21 protein-coding genes and 1 pseudogene are annotated in these 23,743 nt (G+C 51.3%); 8 read left to right on the forward strand and 14 right to left on the reverse strand.

Annotated elements, in window-relative coordinates; translation table 11 throughout:
- Position 1 precedes the first annotated feature (1 nt).
- Together MKY64_RS26270 and MKY64_RS26275 are read right to left on the reverse strand one after the other, a co-directional pair.
- Entirely contained in the window at positions 2-1,267 is a 1,266-nt protein-coding gene (locus MKY64_RS26270) for a class I SAM-dependent methyltransferase (protein WP_340956785.1), read from the reverse strand.
- A gap of 15 nt (positions 1,268-1,282) precedes the next feature.
- On the reverse strand, positions 1,283-2,077 hold the full coding sequence (locus MKY64_RS26275; RefSeq protein WP_340956787.1) for a nucleotidyltransferase domain-containing protein: 795 nt from the start codon (positions 2,075-2,077) through the stop codon (positions 1,283-1,285).
- Between the two features lie 176 nt (positions 2,078-2,253).
- Here MKY64_RS26275 and MKY64_RS26280 point away from each other — a divergent pair, with 176 nt between their 5' ends.
- Both MKY64_RS26280 and MKY64_RS26285 read left to right on the forward strand, forming a co-directional pair.
- A complete protein-coding gene (locus tag MKY64_RS26280; protein WP_340956788.1) occupies positions 2,254-3,567 on the forward strand; it encodes a helix-turn-helix transcriptional regulator in 1,314 nt (437 codons plus the stop codon).
- The gene (locus tag MKY64_RS26285) at positions 3,554-4,360 is read left to right on the forward strand and encodes a WYL domain-containing protein (protein ID WP_340956789.1); all 807 of its coding nucleotides are present in this window, start codon (positions 3,554-3,556) and stop codon (positions 4,358-4,360) included. Before MKY64_RS26280 ends, MKY64_RS26285 begins: the two co-directional genes overlap by 14 nt.
- A 24-nt stretch (positions 4,361-4,384) precedes the next feature.
- Here the strand turns inward: MKY64_RS26285 and MKY64_RS26290 are convergent, their stop codons facing one another.
- On the reverse strand, positions 4,385-4,663 hold the full coding sequence (locus MKY64_RS26290) for a DUF6809 family protein (protein WP_036726312.1): 279 nt from the start codon (positions 4,661-4,663) through the stop codon (positions 4,385-4,387).
- A gap of 140 nt (positions 4,664-4,803) precedes the next feature.
- Between MKY64_RS26290 and MKY64_RS26295 the strand changes: the two genes are divergently transcribed.
- From MKY64_RS26295 to MKY64_RS26305, 3 genes are all read left to right on the forward strand, one after another.
- Positions 4,804-5,031, forward strand: a complete 228-nt coding sequence (locus tag MKY64_RS26295) for a helix-turn-helix domain-containing protein (protein ID WP_036726310.1) — start codon at positions 4,804-4,806, stop codon at positions 5,029-5,031.
- Positions 5,032-5,152: 121 nt separating this feature from the next.
- Positions 5,153-5,473, forward strand: coding sequence for an ArsR/SmtB family transcription factor (locus MKY64_RS26300; protein WP_036691332.1), 321 nt, complete (start codon positions 5,153-5,155; stop codon positions 5,471-5,473).
- Between the two features lie 98 nt (positions 5,474-5,571).
- Positions 5,572-6,657 (forward strand): saccharopine dehydrogenase, encoded by a 1,086-nt coding sequence (locus tag MKY64_RS26305; RefSeq protein ID WP_036726308.1) that lies wholly within the window; start codon positions 5,572-5,574, stop codon positions 6,655-6,657.
- Here the strand turns inward: MKY64_RS26305 and MKY64_RS26310 are convergent.
- From MKY64_RS26310 to MKY64_RS26325, 4 genes and pseudogenes are all read right to left on the reverse strand, one after another.
- Positions 6,648-6,782: pseudogene (locus MKY64_RS26310) on the reverse strand (M48 metallopeptidase family protein); the annotation flags it as partial. The gene MKY64_RS26305 and the pseudogene MKY64_RS26310 sit on opposite strands and share 10 nt — an antisense overlap.
- Before the next feature lie 15 nt (positions 6,783-6,797).
- Complete coding sequence (locus MKY64_RS26315) at positions 6,798-8,957, reverse strand: pectate lyase family protein (RefSeq protein WP_340956794.1); 2,160 nt, start codon at positions 8,955-8,957, stop codon at positions 6,798-6,800.
- A gap of 310 nt (positions 8,958-9,267) precedes the next feature.
- The gene (locus tag MKY64_RS26320) at positions 9,268-9,657 is read right to left on the reverse strand and encodes a DUF948 domain-containing protein (protein ID WP_051478088.1); all 390 of its coding nucleotides are present in this window, start codon (positions 9,655-9,657) and stop codon (positions 9,268-9,270) included.
- Positions 9,658-9,720: 63 nt separating this feature from the next.
- Positions 9,721-10,425 carry a TVP38/TMEM64 family protein gene (locus MKY64_RS26325; RefSeq protein WP_340956797.1) on the reverse strand — a complete coding sequence of 235 codons (705 nt, stop codon included), beginning with the start codon at positions 10,423-10,425 and terminating at the stop codon, positions 9,721-9,723.
- A 177-nt stretch (positions 10,426-10,602) separates the two neighbouring features.
- Here MKY64_RS26325 and MKY64_RS26330 point away from each other — a divergent pair, with 177 nt between their 5' ends.
- Genes MKY64_RS26330 through MKY64_RS26340 form a run of 3 tightly spaced genes read left to right on the forward strand, consistent with a single transcriptional unit; the run spans position 10,603 to position 13,187 of the window.
- Positions 10,603-11,307 carry a response regulator transcription factor gene (locus MKY64_RS26330; protein WP_281068278.1) on the forward strand — a complete coding sequence of 235 codons (705 nt, stop codon included), beginning with the start codon at positions 10,603-10,605 and terminating at the stop codon, positions 11,305-11,307.
- Entirely contained in the window at positions 11,300-12,628 is a 1,329-nt protein-coding gene (locus MKY64_RS26335; RefSeq protein WP_340956801.1) for a HAMP domain-containing sensor histidine kinase, read from the forward strand. The genes MKY64_RS26330 and MKY64_RS26335 overlap by 8 nt, the downstream gene beginning before the upstream one ends.
- A 16-nt stretch (positions 12,629-12,644) precedes the next feature.
- Positions 12,645-13,187: a GNAT family N-acetyltransferase gene (locus MKY64_RS26340; RefSeq protein ID WP_340956805.1), complete on the forward strand. Its 543-nt coding sequence runs from the start codon at positions 12,645-12,647 to the stop codon at positions 13,185-13,187.
- 54 nt (positions 13,188-13,241) lie between these two features.
- Here MKY64_RS26340 and MKY64_RS26345 read toward each other — a convergent pair whose 3' ends face one another.
- From MKY64_RS26345 to MKY64_RS26375, 7 genes are all read right to left on the reverse strand, one after another.
- Positions 13,242-14,186 carry a DUF3800 domain-containing protein gene (locus MKY64_RS26345; protein ID WP_339312266.1) on the reverse strand — a complete coding sequence of 315 codons (945 nt, stop codon included), beginning with the start codon at positions 14,184-14,186 and terminating at the stop codon, positions 13,242-13,244.
- A 321-nt stretch (positions 14,187-14,507) separates the two neighbouring features.
- A complete protein-coding gene (locus MKY64_RS26350) occupies positions 14,508-14,861 on the reverse strand; it encodes a nitrous oxide-stimulated promoter family protein (RefSeq protein WP_340956808.1) in 354 nt (117 codons plus the stop codon).
- Between the two features lie 52 nt (positions 14,862-14,913).
- A complete protein-coding gene (locus tag MKY64_RS26355; protein ID WP_340956811.1) occupies positions 14,914-15,087 on the reverse strand; it encodes a hypothetical protein in 174 nt (57 codons plus the stop codon).
- Between the two features lie 95 nt (positions 15,088-15,182).
- The gene (locus tag MKY64_RS26360) at positions 15,183-16,499 is read right to left on the reverse strand and encodes a BaiN/RdsA family NAD(P)/FAD-dependent oxidoreductase (protein WP_340956813.1); all 1,317 of its coding nucleotides are present in this window, start codon (positions 16,497-16,499) and stop codon (positions 15,183-15,185) included.
- Positions 16,500-16,530: 31 nt separating this feature from the next.
- A complete protein-coding gene (locus MKY64_RS26365; protein ID WP_340956815.1) occupies positions 16,531-17,838 on the reverse strand; it encodes an aminoacetone oxidase family FAD-binding enzyme in 1,308 nt (435 codons plus the stop codon).
- 204 nt (positions 17,839-18,042) lie between these two features.
- The gene (locus MKY64_RS26370; protein WP_340956817.1) at positions 18,043-22,581 is read right to left on the reverse strand and encodes a polysaccharide lyase family 8 super-sandwich domain-containing protein; all 4,539 of its coding nucleotides are present in this window, start codon (positions 22,579-22,581) and stop codon (positions 18,043-18,045) included.
- A gap of 89 nt (positions 22,582-22,670) precedes the next feature.
- On the reverse strand, positions 22,671-23,717 hold the full coding sequence (locus MKY64_RS26375; RefSeq protein ID WP_340956818.1) for a glycoside hydrolase family 130 protein: 1,047 nt from the start codon (positions 23,715-23,717) through the stop codon (positions 22,671-22,673).
- Positions 23,718-23,743: the final 26 nt, after the last annotated feature.

The raw sequence follows: 23,743 nt of genomic DNA on the forward strand, positions 1-23,743 counted from the left end.
TCTAACCCTCCTGTCTGCGCACAATCGCGCTCTGTGTGGTACGAATGTCGCCTACCCGGTCACCCACGAGCGAGAACTCGGCTTCTACGCCCAGCCCTTGAAGTGTGGCAGTCAGCCACTCTTCGAACGCCGCCTGACCCTTTTCCCACTTGTGATCCTCATGCCGGAAGCCCTCCAGCTGATAGTAAGGATTGAAATCCGCATTCGGCGTAGTCACAATCAGCTGCCCGAAATCAACATGGCGGATGATCTGCCGGATCAGCGCAGCCGCTTCCGTCTCACTCATATGCTCCACAACCTCAGTCAGTATGATATCCACCTGCTCTCCGTTGTACAGCTCCAGGAAATGCTCCAGCGAGCGGAAGGTGACGATGTTATCGAGCTCCTTGGCCTTTGCCTTCCGGTTCACGACCTCCAGCAGCTCCTCGTTGATGTCCACCGCATAATAAGCGCAGTCAATCTTCCCGGCATACGGAATGGCGTAGAAGCCTTCTCCGCAGCCGATATCCAGAATGGGCTTATCGAACGGAAGCACACCTGAGATGAACGTCCGCCGCTGCATCGCCGTACTGCCATATTCCAGACCGATCGGATACAGCTCCGTTTGCTCGACCGCCGCCTTGTACCGCTTGAACTGCTCCCGGGTCTTCAGGAGATTCCGGGCGAACAGGCTGCGGATATAGAAAGGGGCGTCCATCACGTTCAGACTGCGGATATACTTGTCCAGAATCCGGTCCGAGATATCGATATATTCATCCCCGAAGATCGATAAGAATAAGGACAGCACACTGACCACATGCAGGAGGTGGTAGAGGCTTTTGCGCGTAGTAATGGTTAGAGAATAGCTCTTATGCGCCTGATGCTCCAGGGTGAACGTATAGTCCTTCAGATGCTGCTCGAAGAACCGGATGTAATGCAACCGCTGGGCATGAATCATCTGGATGGTAAAAGAGTGCTCAAACCCCTCCGCATCCCGCTCATCCCGCGCCTTGAACGGGGTAGAGAAGAACTCATTCACCGCATTCAGCGGGAATAACGGGGTGTTGTAGCGGGAGACATTGAGGTACTCGAAGCTCTCGCCATCGTTCTTTTTATAGGAGACCTCATTGTCAGCATCCTTGAAATACACATTATAAGTAGCTTCATCCGAATACCAGCCGTAAGCGATCCCCTGGCGGACCGGGCGAAGCTGCATACCGCTCTGCGGATTCTTGCGGATGATGAAGCTTAGCTGCGGGTTCGTTGATCTCAGTTGTACAATAGCCATGATTGTGTGCCTCCTCTACAAATTCAACCCCCATACTTCCTGCAAGGCCTCCCGGAACAGAGCATCAAGCTCCCGGTCCCGATTGTCCGTCTTGGCACTGAGGTATGCCGCCGCTGTCTTCTCCAGCCCTTGCAGCTGCTCCTCCAGATACTCGTTAATCACACTCAGCCGCGGCTCCAGGTCCAGCTCCTCACCTGACCGCTTCCGGACCAGCAGTTGCTGCACAACCGGCCACAACGGGCCGTCCTGCGGGATCAACCGTTCTACCAGCACATCGAATGCCATCGGCGGCATCTCACCGTACCGGTGAATCCACTCACAGGCCAGCACCGGGCGCAGCACATAGAAATACTTTTTGATATTGACCTGCTCCCCTTGCAGGTAATCCCGGTAGTTGCCTTTGGCCATGTTCAGGTAATGGTACATACAGGATTTCGGCGAAAAGGTATACGGTGAAATCCCCCTAAGCTGCTCCGCCACGCTGAACTTCTCAGCATACTGGATCGGGGATTGCAGCCACTCCAGCAGCGGCGGGTTGGATTTGTGGAACAGCTTGAGGGCTTTGCGCAGATCCCAGCCGCTAAAATCCAGCATATTGTTAATAGGACGCTCTATGACATCTCGTGCATCCCATATGGATAAATACCACTCCGGCCGATGCAGGTAGATGAACCGCACATCGTAATCGCTGTCCTGCGAGGGGAACCCCCACGCCCGGCTGCCCGATTCACAGGCATAGAGGATCGTCACTTGCTCCTCTTGTTCAATCTGCTTCAATTGCTCATGGATGAGCGTATGTATAGGATTCATTCCATCCCTCCGTTCCAAGTCGGTTTCACTGGCCTTATCTTCCCTCATTTTGCCAATGTGGAACAGGGTGTAAGTATGGCGGCGGACAAAAATCTTCCATTTCAAGCAACTCTGGTGCTTAATAGAGGTATTAACTATTACAACTCATGAATGCGTTACAGGCTGGAGGTATACATATGGCCAAGGAAAGCTTCGATAAAGAAATACAGTTTCTCCGTATGCTGTCACTAGCCGGGGGAGCTTACAGCAGGCAGCAATTCGCCGAGCGGCTCGGCATTTCCGTACATACCTATGACAAAACGCTGCGCAATCTCAAGGAGATGGTGACCGTCCTGCAGCAGGATCTGACCGCAGAACAAGGCACCGAGCTGTCCGAATGGCTCCGCTATAATTACTATGAATCTGCCGATCCGCTGCTCCTGTTCCTGTTCCGGGCGAAATCGCTGAAGGAGACGGAGAGTATCCGGCTGACGCTGCTGTTAACCGCACTTCAGAGCGAGGAACTGACGGCCAAGGAACTGCATGACGGCTGTTGTGACCAGATGCCCGCCGATTCACCGCTGCCGGACGAGAAGACCATCCGGGGAGACCTGAAATACCTGGAGGAGGTCGGCGTGATTGTAAGAGTGAATGAGAAGCGTCCCTACCGGTACAAGGCAGCCAACGAACTGCTGGACCAGCTTACGGATGACGAGCTGCTCGACCTGTTCGATTATGTAGATGTCATTGCCAATACGCAGATTCCGTCTGTCCAGGGTTACCTCCTGCGTGACACCTTGAAGAAGGCACTGCGGATAAGGGACATTCTCCCCGAAGCCACGGAGACCCACCGGTACAAATACCATTACCATTCACGGATTCTGGATGAGGCTCATCTCTATACGATCTTCGGGGCGATTCAGCAGCGCCGGAGAATCAAATTCCTCTATCTGTCGCCCAAAAAAGGCATGAACTACACCTCCCAGAACACCAATCCCCTCTTCGAGCGGGAATCGGCAGGGATTACGGACAGTCTGCTTCCGCTGCGTGTCATCTACGATCATCAGTATGGGCGCTGGTATCTGATCGGCTATCACAGCCGGACCGGGATTAAGAAATTACGGATGGACGGCCTGACCCAGGTTGAGGAGGGCGAGCCTGTAGAAGAAGAGGAGTTTGCGCAGAGACTTCAGCAATTGGAGGCTCAGCTGGAGTATAGCTGGGTGACGGATACCAACCGTGCGGTGAAGGTCGCCGTCAGATTCTATAACCCCAGCCGGTCCGGCGCCAACTTCATCCGGGAGCGGGTCGAGGCGCAGGGGCAGTGGGGAACCATTACGGAGGAGTCCGATACGACCTTCCTGTACGAGATTACAGTGAACGAGATCTTTGAGATCAAGCCGTGGCTGCGGAGCTTCGGCTCCAGCTGCGAGATTCTGGAGCCCCGCTGGCTGCGCAAGCAGTTCATGGAGGAATGGAAGGAGATTAAGAGCTACTATGAATCCCTTTGAGAAAATATTCAACTTCCAGATCATCTCCCGCCTGGAAGAGGCCGGCTCCTTGGCGCTAACCTCACAGGAGCGTTCCTGGCTGAAGACGATGCTGGGGCATCCGGCGGCGGCTGAAGCTTTTTCAACAGAAACCTTACGTAAACTGAACTCCCTGCTGGAGCCTGAAGCTTCTATTGAAGTAGGAGAGATCATCATCGAGAAGGCCCGCAGCAAGGAGCGCCAGGTCTATCATCCGCTGCTCCGCCCCCTGCGCCGCATCATCATGCAGAATCAGGGAATTCAGCTCACGTATGCGATCAAGCATGGCGGGGAACGGACCGATCTGTCCGGCTTCCCTCACAAGCTGGAGTACAATATGTATAAGCGGGAGTGGTACTTACAGTGGTATAGCACCCGGCAGCGCTCACTCATGTCCACGAAGCTACGGAACATCGTGTCTGCCGATCCCGCTCCCATCCCCGCCTACCGTATAGAAGGCCTCAAGGCCCGGATCTCACGTCTTCTAGACGGTCTGAGAGAATCGGCCTGTATTCAGGTCATCCCTGTCTACAATGCCGAGCTGTCGCGGATCTTGTCCACGTTCTCCTGCTTCGATAAGTCCGTGGCCTTCGATGAAGCTACCGGGATCTACCGCATCACCGTCCACTACATGAGAGACGACAGCGAGTTCCTGCTCTCCCGCATCCGCTTCCTGGGCCTGCGCGTGAAGATCACTGAGGGCGAGCAGCTGAAGCAGCGTATGCTGAAGTCAGCGGAGATGGCGGTGGGAAGGTATGGGGAGATGGAAGAGTGAGGTCTTTCGATAGGTCGTTATCATTTAAACATGGTGCTCATCGGCTAGCACTTCAATCATCATCATCGTTCCGGCCTTGAACCCGGACACAAATGCAGCCGTCATATCCATTCCCTGCACTTGGGAATACAGTTCCAATAAAGACTCCAGTTCCTCGAACTCGCCCGAGGACAGTTTCTGCCTCCAAGCCTCAAGAGATTCAGTAATCTGCTTGTTAAGCGGGCGGTAATGAGGGTCTTTGGAGATCATATCTTCACCGGGGAATAAACTGCCATGATATAGCGATTCAAGAATATTCGGCATTGGGGCCTCCTTTCTAATATACAAAAAAAATTCGAACTGAAAATGCTCGTCTTACGTATAAACGTACCGAATAAAAGGCAGTTATGCGATACGCTTATACGTAAAGTCAATAAAATATTCAGGATGAGTGAGGGATTACTATGGGAAAAAGAATAGTGGTAAACATAGCTGATTTAGCTAAAAAGCATAAGATTTCGATGCGGGAGTTGTCTAGACTATCGCATGTCCGCCATGCTGCATTAAGCGAACTGGCCAATGGAAAACGAGAAAGTATTAATTTTAGCCATATCATTAGAATTGCAGAGGCTTTAAATATTCAGGATATACGGGAGATTATTGATTTGGTTGATAGTAAAGAGAACGATTGATATGAAGATTATTGTACAAGCGGAACAGCTATTTTCATATGGCATGAATATTAAATTTGATTTTGGTGGCATGTAAGGCTATAATACGTTTAAACAATTAAACATTATAACGGAGTGAGCCATGAGCGAGTCGATAGGTAATCAACAAGTCATTGATATTTTCGAGAATCTAAGCCCTTATCTTCAAGGTCTGGGAGATCCCGTTCGCCAGCGAATCATATCGCTGCTCATTGACCGAGACAGCATGAACGTATCACAGATTGCAGAGCATGTTCCCATGTCACGCCCTACAGTCTCTCATCACCTGAAAATATTGCGCCAATCCGGGCTGCTGTCGGTTCAGAAAAAAGGGACTGAGATGTATTACAAACTGGAGTTCAACGATGCTATCGAATTGCTCAAACAGCTCGTTCATCTCGTAGAAGTGGAATGTCAGAGCTAGCGCACGCCGCGCTGGTGAACCGCATTCCTTTTCTTCACAGTATTATGTTCAATAGTTTAAACATATAAGTACATAAACCTATAAACGGAGGTTAACAAATGAATAGAAAAAAGGTTCTCATCGCTGGAGGCTATGGTGCTGTAGGGGTACAGATTGCCCGCATTTTGCATGACAGGCACCCTGATCTGGAGTTAGTGCTTGGCGGTCGTTCTGCTGGCAAAGCAGCCCCTTTCCCATCGGACCGGGTGCACACGGTTGTTGTTGATACCCAGGCAGTCGATCCGCTGATTCACGCAGGAGAAAATATAACTTTAATCATTAATGCGGTGAACGATCTGGATGACCGACTACTGGTTGCAGCAGTACGAAGAAAAATTCCACTCATTGATGTCACACGCTGGACAGAAGTGTTTCAGCAAGCGATCCGCACAATAGATCAGGAAGAGCTTCATGCCCCCGTGATTCTCTCTTCCGGATGGATGGCGGGAACGGCCTCCCTGTTTGCAATGATGCTCTCGAAATCGCTTCAGAACGTTGAAGTTAACATCCATGCCTTGTACTCCCTGCGGGATAAGGCCGGCCCGGATTCAGCAGCCTTCATGGACCGGATGAGCATTCCTTTTCATATCACTCAATCCAATACGAGCCGGCTTGTCTATCCCATGACTGACCCGGTTAAAATACAGTTTCCAAATGGATACGCGACGCACTGTTACAGACTGGATACTCCTGATCATGTCACCTTGCCTCGTACCCATCATATCGATTCTGCCAGCTTTCGCATCTCCTTCGATCATAAGGTTTCCACTTATGCACTCGCAGGACTGGTCAAAACCGGAATATGGAAGATGATTAGTGGGGATCGATTCAAGCCTTTCAGACGGAAATTATTGTACAATCCGGGAACCGGGAGTGCTCATCACCTGGTGATTCTGTTGAAAGGCATGGATGCGAAGGGTAACGTAGTGGAACGCAGGATGACTGTCTCCGATCCACTCGGTCAGACCCATATGACTGCGCTTGGCGCTGCGGTGCAGGCCGAAAATTTACTGCTGATGATGTCTACGGATGAGCCGATGGCTCCAGGCATTTATTATCCTGAGCACTTGTTCGATCACCGCATGGACATGGATGCAGTCACTCACTTTTTCACACAATACGGTGTTCAAGTATCTTATTCCTGATCCAGCACTATATTACCAATACGCCGCCAGAAAGAACGGTCATGATTCATGTGGTTAATATGGTACATTTCATGAATCATGACACAATCCATCACTTCCAATGATGCCATCGCCAAGCGATAATGGGGTTGGTAGTTATATTATTCCACCACCAAATAATACAAATTAGCCGTACTATCCTTCGTAATCGTATGCGCACCCGCTGCAAGGGAGACGGTGGCCACACCGTTCGTTATGGGATAGCTTGTCCCATCGACTTTAATCTTCGACCCCTCTGAGTTGAATATCAGCGTTAGCGTTGAAGCCTTGGCTGCGGTGAACTGGATGCGGGTGGCGCTCTCGATCTTCAGACATTGCGTTAAGGTCAGTCCGTTATAGGAGACCGTTCCCTTGCTGGTGGAGAGATTGCCTTGAATGGTAAAGAAGCTGCTCGAAGTCCCGGACGCTGTAAAATTGTGAACCGCCGCTCCCGGAGCAGGCGTTGACGTTGGCGCTGCTGTCGGCGCGGGAGTTGTTGTCGGCACCGGAGTCGCTGTTGGCACTGGAGTCGCTGTCGGTACCGGAGTTACCGTTGGCACAGGCGTTGCTGCCGGAGTCGGCGATGGGCCTCCCGGATTAGCGTTGCCTCCCACAGATACCAGCCCCGAGGTGTAGCTGCGGATGGCTGACATTAATGGTGCGTTGAGGGCATAGGCGGTGTCATCTACAGCGTTATTGAAAGCCCAGCTGAAATCGCCGCCCCCCTGGCGTCCCGCTCCCGCTGTAACTTTCTGCTCTACTGCGCTTACGTTATCGACAGCTGCTACGCTGACACCTGTATCGACCAGCGTATCGAAGTTGTTATATGCTGTTCCGCCGACAAGTGCTTTGTACGAGCCGGGAACCGCTTCGCTTCTCGATGAGGCCAGGTAAGCATCGTGGGAGGCTGCATTGGCTGGAGCCGTTCCAGTATTGGAGTTGGCATAGATAAGGCCGGACGCACCAGTAATACTGTTGTTGAAGGCCTTGATCATCCCGCCATTTTCCCCGGAGAATGTGCCCTCGCCCAGAGCATCCGTCCCCTGAAGAGAGCTCAGCATCGGATATTTAGCATTGCGGAACACATTACTTTCCACGAAGGCTGAAGCGCCGGTAGTCACGCCCACACCATATTTTGACACGCCGTCATAGAAGTTATTATACACATGGACCGAGGCCACTCTGATCCGCGGGTGACGCGAGTCGGAATGATCGAACCAGTTGTGGTGGAAGGTGACGAAGAACTCTGCGGATTCGCTAAGTCCGACCAGAGCTGCTTTGCCGGAATCGAAGTAGTGGTTGTACGAAATGGTGATATAGGTGGAGCCTTTCTTGAGGTCCGTGGAACCATCGCCCTTGGCTTGGTCCGCATCGCTGCCCGCTGATCCGTAGAAAATATCATTATTATGCACCCACACATTCGCGTTGCCTGTATCCATGGAAATGCCGTCATCCGGGAAGAGCATCAGGCCGAGATTCCTAACCTCTACATTCCCTGTATATCTGAGCAGCAGCCCCCAGCCATAGGCATACGTATCTGTACCGACCCCTTCAATCGTCAGATTCATTGCGGTATAATTGCTTTTCCCCTTCACTTCCAGATAACCGCCGCTATTGAGCTGTCCGCTCAGATCAGCAGCCGTCACTTTGCCGATAAGTCGGATTGCGAGCGGGGTGGTGTCATAGCCTTTTTGCCGGAGCGAGAGAATGCCGCCAAGACCTACCCCCGTCTGCACCGTACCCGAGCTGCTGACCACTACGGGAAGCGTTACAGTCTGTGCATTCTGAGAGGTGACATACAGCACCTGCGCCCCGCTCTTCAGCGTTCCATTGTCAGTATAAGCGCCGGAGCCTGTACCATATGGAGATTGGGCCGCAAAAGCAAACCCGGACCGGTCATACGGCGCGGCGGCCAGCGTACCTGTCACTGCACTTGCCGTTCCCCCGCCTGACAGTGCGGCTTCCACCTTCATAACATAGCTTCCGGCCGCAAGGCCTACAGCATCTGCTCTCCAGTAAGAGCCATACTTGCGGATCAGCTCATTATGAAGCTGCTGATACTGGGAATCTGCAGCGCTTGCAGCCTTGACGTATACCTTATATCCCGATGCATTACTGACAGGTGACCACTCCACGTAGGCAGCTTCATTTCCGCCTCCACTGCCTGTTACCGTAAGTCCTGCAGCGTGTACCACCGCCGTTCCCCACCCGCTGAATAACAGAGTGAGTCCAAGAGAAAACAACAATACTATACTGGTTACCTTCGCAACGATTCTATTCATTGATTTGCCTCCCGATTTAAATTTGTTGCAGAATACATTTGTAACCGCTTGCAATAACCTGTGGAATTTCGGTTCTGCCCTCCTCTTGTACCGGGTGATCCGAACCCTTGAAGTAGACGGAAATGAACCTGTCGGATACCCCGAGCATAGCAGAAGCCGAATTAGTGCTGAAACAATCATTTGCTCATATCACCTCTAATTATGCACTATTATGAGAAAATGATTATTTTGCAGCGAAATGATACCTGCATACAAAAAGACACCCGCCCGGGGTGCCTTGAACTGACGCTTCTTATCGATGACACAAAGGTCACTGAAACTTCGTATTAACGCGGATCTGGCCGCTTTTACTTTTGACCGCAGCCTTCTCCGGCTCTGGGTTCAAGCTCTGGCCGATGTCGGTAGCGTTCTTCTTGAAGGTCTCGGTCACCGTCTGAATAACTTCCCCTACATTGTGCGCAGATTCAAAGATCGGATCGATGGTCTTGATCTTCCCTTTCACATCCCGGGTGACCTGATTCGCCGTGTGAATGAGCTGAGTCGCCTCTCCCGTCAATCCATGTATGGCATTTCTCACCTCGCCCAGCGTCTTGTTGGTCTCCCCGAGCGTGGTCATTCCCTTGCGCAGCGTAAGAATCAAGAACACCGCCAGAGCAATAAAAGCGGCCGCAGCAAAAGCAACACTAAGCTGAATTAACATATGCAACGCCTCCTGTAGTTCCACTCTATGTCCAAGGTACAGACAACATTCCAACAGTTGCGGCTACAGCCCGCTTTTACCACCTTTGAAGGAAGATAATTTGTCAATCAGTTTGTCCTTATAGATTAATCCGAAGATAAAGGCCAGAACAGAGATCGCGGAGATGACGATGGTGGGACCATAATTCTTATCGTAGATATTAGCCCCAATGCTTACGGAGGCCAGCAGCCACGGAAATCTGGCGATGAGCAGGATCGTAAAGAATCTTAAGGGCTTCATCGTCGTCAAACCCGCTGCATAGATGAACATATCCTTGGGAAGTCCGGGAATAATGAAGATAATGAACAGGAACACCGAGAACTTGTTATTATCCATCATTCCTCTCATCCACTTGAACTTGTCCCTCTGAAGCAAGCCTTCAATGAAGGACCCGCCCAGGAATCTGGTGAAGTAAAAGGCAATCATTGCCCCCAGCAGCATCCCCCCAGTCACGAAGACCGCCCCTAGAGTTGTCCCATAGATGTATCCCCCGGCAATTTGAACGACCTCCCCCGGTATCGGGGCGATTACCGTCTGGAGAATCTGGAAGAGCACCAGCATAACCGGCCCTAACTTCCCCGTAGAGAGGATATAATCGCGGAAGCCGTCCAGCGACATCGTCAGCCGCAGAAGCTCCGGCAGGTATCTGATGAATACTATAATTGTCACAAGGCCCACGCAAGCGAGGAGAACCTTGCTGACCCGCTTTTTGTGTAATAACCAATCCATTTACGAATCCCTCTCTTCACTGGCTTATAATATCTCCAGCTTAGGTGAATATTCTTAAGATCCGGGCATGAACTTCCTTAAGAATTCTTAAGTCGCCTGTCATCCGGTGGTTTACGCGCTATAGACAATCTATAATGGAAGCACAATGAGTGCTCAGGAAGGGAGGGGGATGGAGAAATGATGAATCCTGCCAAGACCATACTTATAGCCGACGACAACCACGAGATTCGTGAGATTGTCCGGGTGCTGCTGGAGAGTGAGCAATACCATGTCGTTGAGGCTGTTGACGGGGAAGATGCCGTGAATAAAGTAGACGATACCATTGACCTGATCATTCTGGACATGATGATGCCCCGGAAGTCGGGAATTAAGGCCTGCGTGGAGATACGTGAGATGACCAGCGCGCCTATCCTATTTCTTACAGCTAAGACTCAAGATTCTGATAAAACCTTGGCCTTCTCGGCCGGAAGTGACGACTACCTGTCCAAGCCCTTCTCCTACACCGAATTGGTGTCCCGGGTGAAGGCCTTGCTTAGGCGGTATTATGTATACAAAGGCAAGGAGGATACCTCTGCCCCCTCAGATGTGATTACCTTCAACGGGCTAAGCGTGAATACTACCGTCAACGAGGTAAGAATGAATGAGAAGGAGCTGACCCTAACCGAAATTGAGTACAAGCTGCTGGCGCTGATGGCCGGCAACCGCAATAAGATTTTCTCGGCACAGAATCTGTATGAGAGTGTGTGGGGCGAGCCTTATTTCTACAGCTGTAACAATACGGTGATGGTTCATATCCGCAATCTGCGGATGAAGCTGGAGAAGGACCCGCAGAATCCCAAGTTCATCAAAACCGTCTGGGGAAAGGGGTACCGGATTGAATAACAAGCTGCGGTGGAGCAGGCTGAAACTCAAATTAATCCTGTGCCTGATCGGTTCGTTCCTGGCTTCAGCGGCACTGTTCTTGCTGCTGCAGTCCACAGGCGAAGATCTGCTGGAGCATTACCGGACTAGAAGCTCGTTCATTAACAAGCAAGAAGAGCAAGCCCTTCCGGCACTTGAGGAATATATCTCCAGACAGCATCTGTCGCTTAAGGATGACGCAAAAATAGCTGAATGGGTCAGGAAAACCAAGTACGTAAATCTCTATCTCTATAAGGACAACCAATTTCTCTACTCTACAGACGGGTACACCATCAAGACCGAAAATACAAGGTTTCTACCGGACCCTAGCATTTTCAGCAAATCCCAATATTCCACGGTTACCTTTGCGGATACGTCTGCTCAGGTCTATATGGAGTATTTTTTTGAATACAAGTACTACAACCTCATTACGATTCTGGGTGTGATTCTGTCGTTCTTATTCTTCATCGTCCTGGTCCTGTTCTTCATCAACAAGAAGACCTCTTATATTGGCGTGCTGGAGAAAGAGATTAAAATTCTGGAGGGCGGGAATCTGGACTATCCGATTACGCTGAAGGGGAAGGATGAGCTATCGTCTCTGGCCCAGAGCATCAATGAGATGAGGAAATCGTTCATCGAGCGCCTGGAGAGCGAGGAGCAGGCCAGAGTCGCCAACAGCGAGCTGGTCACCGCCATGTCCCACGATCTGCGGACACCGCTCACCGCATTGGTCGGCTACCTGGACATCATCGAATACAAGAAATATCAGGATCAGGAGGCGTTAGCGAAATACATTCACAGCAGCAGGGAAAAAGCCTATCAGATCAAACATCTGTCCGACAAGCTATTCGAGTACTTCACCGTGTATAACACAGAGGAGAATGATCTGGAGTTCGAGTCCTACGATGGGATTCAGCTCATGGATCAGTTAATCGATGAGCAGTCGATGTTGCTGGAGAATCACGGCTTCCAGGTAGCATGGGAGCCGTCCCCTGTCCCTTTCCGCGTGGAGCTTCACCTGATCTCCTTCAGGCGGGTATTCGATAACCTTTTCTCCAACATTACGAAGTATGCCGATACGTCTGCGGCCGTAACGATTGCGTATAGAATCGAAGACCGCTGGCTGTTGATAGATATCACGAATGTTATAAAAAAGGAGGCCCATGAGGTGCATAGCACCGGAATCGGCCTCAAGACCTGCCACAAAATCATCAGCCAGCATAAGGGCGAAATCATATTCACAAGCACTGGCGGCAGGTATTCGGTTCACATCCGCTTGCCGGTAAATAACACGCTCACTTAATTTAGGGAGGATCATCATGCAAAAATTCACTACCGACCGCTTAATCATCAGAAACTTCCGGGAGACGGATGCACCAGGGATGCTGAAGTATTTGGCGAATCCGCGGGTGAACTGTTTCCTGAGCGAACGCCTCTCCACGTTAGAGGAAGCCATCGCCACCGCCAGCGAACGGAGTCAGGACGACTCCCATCTCGCCGTCTGCCTGAAGGATACCGGCTCAATCATTGGCGAATTATTCTGCATGAAAGAAGAGCCCGATACCTACAGCGTAGGCTGGCACTTCAACCCGGCCTACGAAGGCGTCGGCTATGCCAGCGAAAGCGCCCGCGCGCTGCTGCGCTATCTTTTCCTGGAGCAGGAAGCCAGACGCATCTATGCCTACGTCGAGGACGACAACTCCAGATCGCAGAAGCTTTGCGAGAAGCTGGGCATGCGCCGGGAAGGCTGCTTCCTCGAATTCATCTCCTTCACCAAGAACGAAGACGGAACCCCGAAGTACGAGAATACCCAGCAATTTGCGATATTGAAGCGGGAGTGGCTGGGGCAGGGGAATGTGTAACCACAACAAGCCAAGGCGCAGGGCCATCCTGTTTCCTTGGCACGTTCAATGCTGCTATCTTAATGAGTAATTCCTTCCCCTACCTTCAACCTCATCCTTATACCCCAACAACATACGTGCTAACGTGTTAGGATACTCCATTAGCTTACGGTATTCCATTGCAGATAGATTAGGGTTCCTTAACATAACCGCCTGAAGCTTGGCTATTTCTGAAACATCATAACGAGTTTTATGTACCATAAATTGAGATACGTAATTACCTACAGACAATTCAGACAAGTTCTCATTGCCGTTCCATGAATAGAGCTTAATCTGTTTCATAAATCGCTCGATATTATCACCCTCTAATAAAAAACGATACACTAAATCACTCTTTATCAGAGTTGTGTTTGAAACTGCCATGTAGCTTTTTTCCATCAAAAACACTACAATTCCCATGAATGTATCAATAATTTGCAGGGGAATAGACTCATGGGACTCTTCGGACTCAACAGTTAAAATTTTGTACCGTTTGCTCCGATAAACTGAATGTGCGTTCATCTGTTCTTTAATTTTTGCAGGAAGTCCAAGAGCGTCGTATTCATCGTTACGATCAATTTTAATATTAACATCCACCTGACCATGCAAGTGCCGGGTTACTCCATAGAATAGCCTCTCCGGAATTTTGATATAAAAAAGATTTCGCAGCTCCATCATTGTCAGGTTCAGTTGTCTAGCTATACTATGCGCTTCTGTGTTGCTAACAATCAGAATATTAATATTAATATCCTGATTAATAATATAATGGAGAGCCTTAAAATATTTCTTTAAGTACTGGTCATGGTTGTACTCCCTGAAATGGAGTTCGCTCTTAGTTCCAAGCTCATCATAAATACGTTGTACGGAATGCCTTATTTCTGACATTGTTTGCTCACTTCCGCCATATGCACCGTAATATGAATTTGCTTTTCCCGGCTGGTCAATTTTATTTGCTTCATCGAAGTAGATATTATAGATCATTGTACACATCCTATATAACCAAGATGATTACGTGTGACTTGACTTTCGTACACATACATAATATCATGAATACACAGAAATAATACGGATGGATACAGTCTTCTCCGCTTCGTTAGTAGAGCCGACTATATCCTGAAAAAACCCTTCTCCGCTTAGTTAGCAGAGTTGGGTTTTTTATTTATATATCAGCCTCATCCTAGTCCTCTAACTCCCACATCTCCATTCTAACCAGTCCCCCACTCTTCTTATGATAATACGGAAACACCCGGTTAACAGGCAGCCGTAGAAGCAAGAACGCTCCATGTACTTCGTTGCTGCCAACTATCGGGACAGCGGTCTTTTTATCTTCTCCGGTATGGGGATATGCTTTATGGACTCTAATGGATGATACAACAACATCCAGGGTCCCGAGAAACGCATAACCCCCTTTATTTTTTGGCGGTAGACCGGTTTATAACAATGAATTGGACACTTTGCACAAGCGGGTTTCTCTTCACCGAATTTGCAAGAGGAGAGTCTTTTCATAACATACTCATTTAAGTTCCGGCATTCCTCACAGAGCTCTTGTTCATGATGTTTTTTCTTGCAATAGATACGAATCATTTTTGCAGCTATCATTTTTTCTTTGCGGATTACAGGGCCGTCGTCCAAGAGCTGCTCTGCTGCTCTGCTCATATAATAAGGCCTCCTTGACTTAGTTGAACTCATTCATCTAAATCGAGTCCTATCAACGATCCCTTAGATCTTCAAGAATGTCCAGATCCTCTTCAAACACATCGAAGAACGCCTCCAAGACCTGAGGCCGAACCTGTTCAGGCAAGCTATTCCCCATTCGCCCAATCTCGTGGAAATAACGGGTCACCTTCGATTGATCCTTCGTCACATTGACCCCACCATTCATTTTTATTTATCCCTTTAGAAATGATATGGAAAAGACCATCTTCCCAGATGGTCTTGTTTGGTTCCCCCGCCACGAGTCAGCAACGATCCAGCCTCTTACGTGGTCCGGGCACGCCGGTCAGCAAGCGCCATCGCAGCGACATATCCGGAGCTCCAGGCCCATTGCAGGTTATAGCCGCCGCAATCTCCGTCTACATCCATCACCTCACCGGCCAAATAGAGCCCAGGTACCAGCTTAGATTCGAGCGTTCCTTCGATCAGCTCCGTCGTATCGATGCCACCGGCTGTGGTTTGGGCGTTCGTGAAGCTATTGGTATCGGTGATTTTAAATTCCCAACGCTTCAATAGTTTATAGAATACTTTCTTGGTTTTCCAGGTTAGATCCTGACACAGCAGATGCAGCTGTTGATCAATTCCAGCCTCCTTCAGCAGCACGGGAATCAGTTTCTTGCTGACGATGCCCACGAAGGAATCGGCAACTGTCCGATGTCCGAAGATCCCCCAGTGGATCTCCAGGAAATCAATTAACTCTTCCTCCGTGCGTTCCGGCATCAAATCCACCGACAGGGTCACGGATTCTCCGATGCCGAGATTATACGCAGCCTTTCTGCTTAGCTGAAGGATGGGCGGGCCCGAGATGCCATAGTCCGTAAAAAGAATCTCGCCAGACTCCGTGCGGATGACTTCATTCTTTACGATAACATGGGCCTCTCCCTCAAATTTGATGCCCGACAGCTCCTTCAAATACGGGTAATCCAGCTTCAATTGTACAATGCCTGGCACCGGGTGGATCATGGTGTGTCCCAGACGCTGGACAAGCGTATAACCGGAGCCGTCTGTTCCGGTTTTGGGAGCGGTAAGGCCTCCGGTACATAGAAAAAGATAGTTGCTGGTATACACAACCTGTTCCTCTGTATCCGTCTGGCAGGTTATCGCGAACCGCGGATGTCCCGCCGATACGGCCACATCGAGCACTTTATGTTTATAATAGACGGGAACATTCCGGTCCTCCAGCGCCAGCTTAAACACCCCCGGCACCGAAGCCGCCTGCAGCGACATCGGATACATCCGGCCGTTCTCTAAGCTCATAAAAGGAAGCCCGAGCGAGGAGAAAAAATCGATTGTCTGGCGGACACCGAATTGCCGCAGTACATGTATTGGGAATCCTGCCTGATTGCTGTGATACTTAATGGATAAAGCGGCTGCTTCATCCGTACCGGTGGCGGTGGATTGGTTCGTAATGTTGCAACGCCCGTTACCCGTCGTTATTATTTTCTTCCCGAGCCGGTCATTGCTTTCAATAATGGCTGTATCAATACCTTGATCCCTCGCTGTAACTGCAGCCATTAGACCTGCAGCACCCCCACCGATAATGAACAGCTCGTGGTGCCTAGAAGTCTGATCCTTATACATGTTAATTGATGCATCCCTTTTCCTAATAAATTTATTGAATGGACTTAGCTATCGCCATGGCGGCCACAAATCCGGAACTCCAGGCCCATTGCAGGTTATATCCGCCGAAGTCTCCGTCCACATCCATCACTTCGCCAGCCAAATACAGCCCGGGCACCAGCTTGGATTCCAGCGTTCCCTCTATGAGTTCTGACGTATCAATGCCGCCGGCTGTCACTTGCGCATTCGTAAAGCCATTGGTATCCGTCACTTTAAATTCCCAACGCTTCAAGAGCCGATAAAAGTTCTCTTTAGTTTTGGGCGGAAGATTCTGGCAAAGAAGCTGTGGCTGTTGATCTAAGCCCGTCTCCTTAAGCAGGACCGTAACAAGCTTCTTGTTGAAGATACCCACGAGGGAATCCGCCACGGTCCGGTGCCCAAAGGTCTCCCAGAGCGTTTCTAAAAAATCAATTAACTCTTCCTCTGTGCGGCCCGGCGTCAGATCCACCGATAATTTCACCTGTTCTCCTCTTGCCAGATGATACGCAGCCTTCCTGCTTAGCTGGAGAATGGGCGGACCGGTAATACCATAGTCTGTGAAGGCCATCTCACCCTGTTCACTGCCGATGACTTTACCCTTTACAATGATATGAGCTTGTCCCTGAGATTTGATACTGGACAGTGCCCTCATATTCGGATATTGCAGCTTCAACTGCACGATGGCCGGAAAAGGCTCAATCAGGGTGTGCCCCAGACGTTCGGCAAGGGTATAACCCGGAGGTTCTTTGCCTGCATTCGGACCGGTATTGCCACCCGTAGACAGAAGCAGATAGTCGCTAGTATACACAACCTCTTCCTCTGTCTCGGTTAGGCATTTTATCGTGAAGCGAGGATGATCTGCCGAAGCAGTAACATCCACCACTTTATTCTTAAGGTATACGGGAACATTCCGATCCTCTAGCGCCAGCTGGAAAATATCAAGTACCGCCGCTGCCTGCAGCGACATCGGATACATCAAGCCCCCCTTGAGTCTTGTAAGCGGAAGCCCAAGAAAGGAGAAAAAATCAATCGTCTGGCCGACGCCATATTGCTGCACTACCGCAAGCGGAAATTCGGGTTGATTACTGTGATACTTGCGCGATAAAGCGGCTGCTTCATCCGTATCTGTCACAGTGGATTCATTCGTAATGTTGCAGCGGCCATCGCCGGTCATTAAGATCTTCTTGCCAATCCGGTCGTTACTCTCCAGAATGGCAGTATCGATCCCCATATCACTCGCAGTAACAGCGGCCATTAGTCCGGCAGCACCTGCGCCGATAATAAAGAGCTTTTGGTGCATAGAAGTCTGATTCTCATACATGGTTGGTCAATGCATCCTTTATCCAATTTTCTCTAAGCACAAAAACACTTTATTAAATTATAGCATAAGTGTACTGGTTGTCATTGATCTCCTTATGATCATAGCCGTTTACATGCCCAAAAATACAAAACAGCGATTCCCTATTAACAGGAGAATCGCTGCTTTGCTGTGTTCTAACGTATATCGATGAAAGGTTGGCTATACTTACTTAGCTTCCAGCATCCGCAGCAGGACTGTAACCGTCTCTGCCCGCGTTGCGGCATCCTTCGGGAAGAAGCTGTTGTTGCCCTTACCTTGCATCAGTCCTAACTTCTTCATCTCGGCCGCTGCTCCAACCGCCCAGGCGGGGATGTCGCGGTCATCCGTGAATCCTGCTGAGCGGCCAACAGGAGCGAGATGCAATGCTCTCGCCAGCATGACAGCCATTTCCGCTCTGGTCATAGGCGCATCCGGGCGGAAGTTGCTGTTGTTATCGCCCTGAATAATTCCCAGGGCTGCTGCCTGCGCAACGGCTGTCTTGGCCCACGAACCAATACGGTCACTGTCCTTGAAGGACAACGCTGCTTCTATGTTCTGAAGCTTCAGCGCCTTCGCCAGCATGACCGTGAATTCAGCACGGGTCACGTTACGGTTCGGCTGGAACGAGCCGTTCGGATAGCCTGTAATGATGCCCTGCTTAACAGCTTCAAGGATACTAGCTTCGGCCCAATGTCCGGCAATATCGGTGAGGGATGGACCGGGCACCGGAGTTGCCGGTGCAGGTGTGCCCTCGTCCGGCTTATTCGGTGTTCCAACAATAACCGGCGGTACTACTGGTACTGACGGAGTCACTGGCGCTTCGCCTCCGGGATCGCCGCCGTTTCCGCCGCCCGAACGCTCATTGACCGATACGTTAATTCTTCCCGTAATGGACGGATAAGCGCTCAAGAATGCCGTAATCGTCACTTCTCCAGGTGTGGATGGTGCCGTAAAGACCGCGCTGAACCGGCCGTTTGCGTCCGTTACGGCATGAGCAGGCTCAAGGTTGCCCGAGGAAACCTTAAGTTCGACCTCCAGGCCGGAGACTGGAAGATTATTGCTACCCGAGACGGTCCCCGTGATGGATACATCATCTCCGGTATTCACGGCAGACGCTGCCGTCTGAAGTTCAATAAGAACAGGGACTGGCATGGCCTTGCTTACAGAAACGGTTACCGTATTTGTCACGGAAGGATTGTCAGTCAGTACAGCCGTAATGACCACATCTCCGGCTGCGGACGGTGCCGTATAGACCGTGCTGAACCGGCCGTGCTCATCCGTTACAGCAAGCGCAGGCTCGAAACTACCCGAGGCTGCCATGAGACTGACCGCAGCGCCCGCTAACGGAAGCTCTTCACCGTCATAGACGGTTCCCGTAACGGACACTTTGCCTCCAGCGGATACGGAGGACGGCGAGGCCTCAAGTTCAATCCGGGCTGTTGTAGGCACAGCCTCTTTTTCTACAGACACGGTGATTGCCCCTGTCACGGATGGGCTTGCCGGCAGAACGGCTGAGATGGATACCTCTCCGGGAACGGACGGTGCGGTAAAGACCGTACTGAACCGGCCGTACACATCTGTAGTTACTTTTGCAGGCTCAAGGCTTCCATCGGCAGCTGTAAGTTCAACCTCCACACCGGGAACTGGAAGATTGCCACCCTCATAGACGGCCCCCGTAACGGATACTTTGCCTCCAGGCACCACCGAAGATGGCGCTGCCGCAAGCTCAACCCGGGCGGGAACGCGGGCTTCAGTCTCTGGTCCGAACACTTTGAATTCCCAGAGCGAATATCCGTATTTGCTTGCTCTCTGAGTTCCGTACATCCGGACATATCTGGCATTCACTTGACCTACGGAGATCTCATCGATATCCCCGTCCCCACTGGACGTACTGTATACCGTCTTCCAGTCCTCCATTGTATCGGAGACTTCAATCCGGTATTCCTTCCCATACGAACTTTCCCAGTGCAGCATGACCTTAGCAATCGGCTGAATGGAGCCAAGATCGACATAAATCCACTGCGGATCGGCATAGTTGGACCCCCAGCGGGTCGTCAATGAGCCGTCTACCGCATTCCCCACTGATACATCGGCGGCTTTGGACGAGCTTGCAATCGCAGTCTGGCCTTCCGCAAGGTTGGGGACAACCGCTTCATACACGTTAAATTCAGCAAGCGAGTAACCATCTCCGGTCCCCTGCTGAACGCCCAGCATCCGGACGAACCTTGCGCTGGTCTTACCGAAGGCAATGTCATCGATGCCGCCATCCCCCATGGAGGTCGCATAAACGTCCTTCCAGGTGGCCGCATCATCGGATACTTGGATTTTATAGCTTTTGCCGTAAGCCTTCTCCCAATGCAGTCTAACCTTATTGATCATATATTGATCCTGCAGATCCACATAAATCCATTCATCGTCTGATGCATTCGAACTCCAACTGGAGGTTCTGTACAGATCCGTAGCACCCGACGCAAATTGCTTGCCCACGCTGGACGAAGCAACCGTGCCTTTACTGTAAGCCAGATCATACCCTCTATCGTCGATAGAAGCTCCCTCGCTCAGCGTCGTACTCCGCCCGGTGAACGTATCTTTACCGAGTCTGTACGTGGTCGTAGTCTGGTCCCCGTTCCGGTTCAGCGTTACGTTCACGGTAATTCCCGGCGTTTCGGGATTCGCCACCGAGATGCGGACAGGGTCCGCGGATTCATCGACAATTACCATCGACGGTTTATCTACGGTAACAGTCAGTCCTTCTCTTAGCGTCACCGTACCCGGCTGATAGAACAGCATTTCCGCAATACCAAGGGAACGGTGCCGGACCGCCTGCACGGACGGTGTATTCGCGAGAATACTAATCGGGCTTGCTTCCGCATAGCTGCCAACCTCCGCAGCAGTTTTACCCGGCAATACGATGTATTGGTAGGAGGCATTGACCGGCTTCACTCCGTGATCCAGCCACATTGAGAACACCGGCTTTGTGATTGGCTCCGTTGAGCTGCCGGAAACGACATCGCTCCATTTCCCGGTCTTCGTCTCCTGCTTCACCTGGAAATCCGTCTTATCCGGGAACACATAACCGGTGTTATCGTTATAGGCCCAGCGTCCGTTCACCTGCGACGTTTCGTCTGTAACGACTTTGCCGTCTACGAGCACATCGCCTATGGCCAGACTCTGGTTCAGCGTAGTATGGACCGGTGCAGCATTCGTTGAAGTGATGCCTGCGCCCAGCGCTACCATTTCATCATCGAAGAAAAAGTAGCCCTTTTTCCCGCTGGTGCTCAGCTTGTTAAAGTCAAATGCGGTGGCTCCGTAACGCTCGTTGGTCACGCCGCCTACAAATGTCTTCGGGTTGTTGAAATTATTCTCCTTCGTGAATACGTTGGGAGCTGTAGTCCCCGGAACATGAGTCCAATCCATCAGCGGATACACGGTTCTGTACTCATCTCCGGTTCTCTGGATGGCCGTAGCGCCTTGCGGAGTCCAGTAGAGCAGATTGTATCCGTTTGGGTTTATAGTTCTAAATTCGCCGCCTTTGACCGTGCTGGACGACATCTTGACCGTGATTCCGTAATCCTTCCGCATATGAGAGGAGACCAGGGTCTGCCATTGCGTCATATTGTTCGCGTCCAGTCCATTGCCCGTGACCGTTCCAATACCCCGGATATTATCGAGGAAGACAGCGAACTCATCCGCCCGCTTCGGATTGGCCGCCTGCATCCACTCCAGCGGATCTTCATAGAAGGTCAGCGCAGAGCTCTCATAATCCGGCCACTCCGGCCCATTCATCCCCATCCCCAGATCGGCAACATCGCCTCTCACCAGATATCTGGTTCCATCCAGCACATAGGAGGACAAAGAGTCAATGGCCGCCTGGCTGTAGGCGAAGCTTGTGCCCGAGACCACATAGGCCCAGAAGGACATATCTCTGGCGAAGCTTCTGCCGTAGCCCGTGGTATAATTCGTCTTCCCATGCATGAAAAAGGACATGTCGGACTGAATTCCCGTCAGCGTCACCGTCACAGCCGAGAGCACGTTAAACGCCTCTACGGCGCTACGGACATTCTGGGCATCCTCAAGCAATAAGCCGCGGATCATATAATTCTGGTTGTACCAGGAGGAGTTCGCCCCATCGATCGTATTCGGACTGCTGTCTAATGTGCCGACAATATTAGCAGCCTGCTCCGCAGTCAGATAGCCTTCACACAGCAGCGCGATTTTGCTAAGCCGCAGCTGCTTGCCGATGCCGGTCTCCCACCAGTTGGTGGAGGTCGGCTTGACCGTGAACCAGTGATCCAGCGCTTTCTGAATACCAGCTAACATGGCTTCATCATGATAGTAAGGCCCCTTCGGGTCTGCGAACGCCTGGGCCATCGATTGCATCCGGTCCAGCGCCAGGTATGGGGACCAGGCTCTGCCGTTGGCGCTGGAGGTTGTATTGGCATAATCTACATCGCTCCAGCTTCCATTCGCTTTTTGACTCGATAAGTAGGTCCCGGCCTGTGATTTAAAAGTCCATTCCACCCGGCCATTGGTTCCGTCATTGATGATGTCTTTGGAGATATAGAAATCCACCGCCCGCTGCTTCATCAGCTTCATTTCAGCCAGCTCCTGCGACGAGCTATCCGCCGCCGATACAGGATATTGGAACCCGAGGGTCGAGATCATCAAACCAACCATCACGAGACAGATCCATCTCTTGATCCTGCTTTGCACGTTACCAGTCATGTACACGCTCCTTTGTCTATCTAGCAGATATTTGTTAGCGCTTTCTAAACTAGGGATTAAGGAAGGCAGCTCACACTGCCTCCCTACCCTTACACAAGAGTATCTAATATATCCTGAAGCGGGATGTCCGCTACAGCCATCACTTCGTCCGCCGCGCCGTAATACATACGGACCGTCTGGTCCAGCAGCAGCGCGCCGCAGGAGAACACGACCTTGCCGAAGAATCCGTTCACCTCATAGGAAGCTTCCGGCTCCAGCACGGGGACACGCGATCTCGCAATGACCCGGGACGGGTCCTCCAGATCCAGCAGCACCGCCCCCATACAATAGCGGTGGCTGCTGTCCGCGCCATGATACAGCGCCAGCCAGCCCTGCGGTGTGCGGATCGGAACTGCCCCGCCGCCCATGCGGGCCGAGTCCCAGCCCTGCTCACCGAGTCCCATCAGGAAGCGGTGGTTCCCCCAGTGGTCGAGATCGGGCGATTCTGCGATCCACATCTCGGGCGCGCCGAATGACTTCGGCACTGGGCGATGCAGAGCGTAGTATTTGCCGCCAATTTTCTCGGGGAAAATCATGACATCCTTATTCTCGGGAGGCAGCATAATCCCCCGCCGTGTGAAGGTCTGAAAGTCACGGGTCTCCGCCAGCCCAACGCCGACACCGCGCGCAGAGGCTGCGCTGTAAGTGATGTAATAGGTGTCCCCAATCTGGGTCACACGCGGATCTTCAATCCCCCATGCTTCCAAAGGATGCTCCGGGAACAGGGCCGGCTGCGGCTCAACCTCGAAATGAACGCCATCTTGACTTCGCGCTACCCGGAGATGGGATAACGAGGTGAGCATCACCGTCTGCCCGTCCTTGGCGACGAAGCGCGAGTCGGAGAAATCATAAGCCGGATCGTTCTTGTCGTATCGTTCTACCTGTACCTCCGTCCCTGCTTCATTCAACCGGGGAACGAGCACCTCGTCCGCCCGGTCCGGTATTGGCGCTTCAGCAACGCGCAGCAAGAGGATCGTCTTATCCTGTAGCTGCGCCACGCCTGCATTGAACGCACCCAGCACCTGGAAATCTGGACGGGAGGGGACAACATCCACGGCTTCAATCAGCGGATTGTGCGCGCTGCGTGTTATTTTCATTGGAGTGACCTCTTTCTGTGTTTGAA

The sequence above is a fragment of the Paenibacillus sp. FSL R7-0210 genome (assembly GCF_038009085.1).
In the GTDB taxonomy this organism is placed as follows: domain Bacteria; phylum Bacillota; class Bacilli; order Paenibacillales; family Paenibacillaceae; genus Paenibacillus_AQ; species Paenibacillus_AQ silagei.

Excerpts from the sequence above, each read along its gene's own strand:
- MKY64_RS26365 (WP_340956815.1), bottom strand. The coding sequence starts at position 17,838 with ATGTATGAGAATCAGACTTCTATGCACCAAAAGCTCTTTATTATCGGC.
- MKY64_RS26350 (WP_340956808.1), bottom strand. The coding sequence starts at position 14,861 with ATGAGCAGAGCAGCAGAGCAGCTCTTGGACGACGGCCCTGTAATCCGC.
- MKY64_RS26375 (WP_340956818.1), bottom strand. The coding sequence starts at position 23,717 with ATGAAAATAACACGCAGCGCGCACAATCCGCTGATTGAAGCCGTGGAT.
- MKY64_RS26275 (WP_340956787.1), bottom strand. The coding sequence starts at position 2,077 with ATGAATCCTATACATACGCTCATCCATGAGCAATTGAAGCAGATTGAA.
- MKY64_RS26355 (WP_340956811.1), bottom strand. The coding sequence starts at position 15,087 with ATGAATGGTGGGGTCAATGTGACGAAGGATCAATCGAAGGTGACCCGT.
- MKY64_RS26370 (WP_340956817.1), bottom strand. The coding sequence starts at position 22,581 with ATGACTGGTAACGTGCAAAGCAGGATCAAGAGATGGATCTGTCTCGTG.
- MKY64_RS26295 (WP_036726310.1), top strand. The coding sequence starts at position 4,804 with ATGGGAAAAAGAATAGTGGTAAACATAGCTGATTTAGCTAAAAAGCAT.
- MKY64_RS26270 (WP_340956785.1), bottom strand. The coding sequence starts at position 1,267 with ATGGCTATTGTACAACTGAGATCAACGAACCCGCAGCTAAGCTTCATC.
- MKY64_RS26305 (WP_036726308.1), top strand. The coding sequence starts at position 5,572 with ATGAATAGAAAAAAGGTTCTCATCGCTGGAGGCTATGGTGCTGTAGGG.
- MKY64_RS26340 (WP_340956805.1), top strand. The coding sequence starts at position 12,645 with ATGCAAAAATTCACTACCGACCGCTTAATCATCAGAAACTTCCGGGAG.
- MKY64_RS26345 (WP_339312266.1), bottom strand. The coding sequence starts at position 14,186 with ATGATCTATAATATCTACTTCGATGAAGCAAATAAAATTGACCAGCCG.
- MKY64_RS26320 (WP_051478088.1), bottom strand. The coding sequence starts at position 9,657 with ATGTTAATTCAGCTTAGTGTTGCTTTTGCTGCGGCCGCTTTTATTGCT.
- MKY64_RS26315 (WP_340956794.1), bottom strand. The coding sequence starts at position 8,957 with ATGAATAGAATCGTTGCGAAGGTAACCAGTATAGTATTGTTGTTTTCT.
- MKY64_RS26290 (WP_036726312.1), bottom strand. The coding sequence starts at position 4,663 with ATGCCGAATATTCTTGAATCGCTATATCATGGCAGTTTATTCCCCGGT.
- MKY64_RS26280 (WP_340956788.1), top strand. The coding sequence starts at position 2,254 with ATGGCCAAGGAAAGCTTCGATAAAGAAATACAGTTTCTCCGTATGCTG.
- MKY64_RS26325 (WP_340956797.1), bottom strand. The coding sequence starts at position 10,425 with ATGGATTGGTTATTACACAAAAAGCGGGTCAGCAAGGTTCTCCTCGCT.
- MKY64_RS26360 (WP_340956813.1), bottom strand. The coding sequence starts at position 16,499 with ATGTATAAGGATCAGACTTCTAGGCACCACGAGCTGTTCATTATCGGT.
- MKY64_RS26300 (WP_036691332.1), top strand. The coding sequence starts at position 5,153 with ATGAGCGAGTCGATAGGTAATCAACAAGTCATTGATATTTTCGAGAAT.
- MKY64_RS26330 (WP_281068278.1), top strand. The coding sequence starts at position 10,603 with ATGATGAATCCTGCCAAGACCATACTTATAGCCGACGACAACCACGAG.
- MKY64_RS26285 (WP_340956789.1), top strand. The coding sequence starts at position 3,554 with ATGAATCCCTTTGAGAAAATATTCAACTTCCAGATCATCTCCCGCCTG.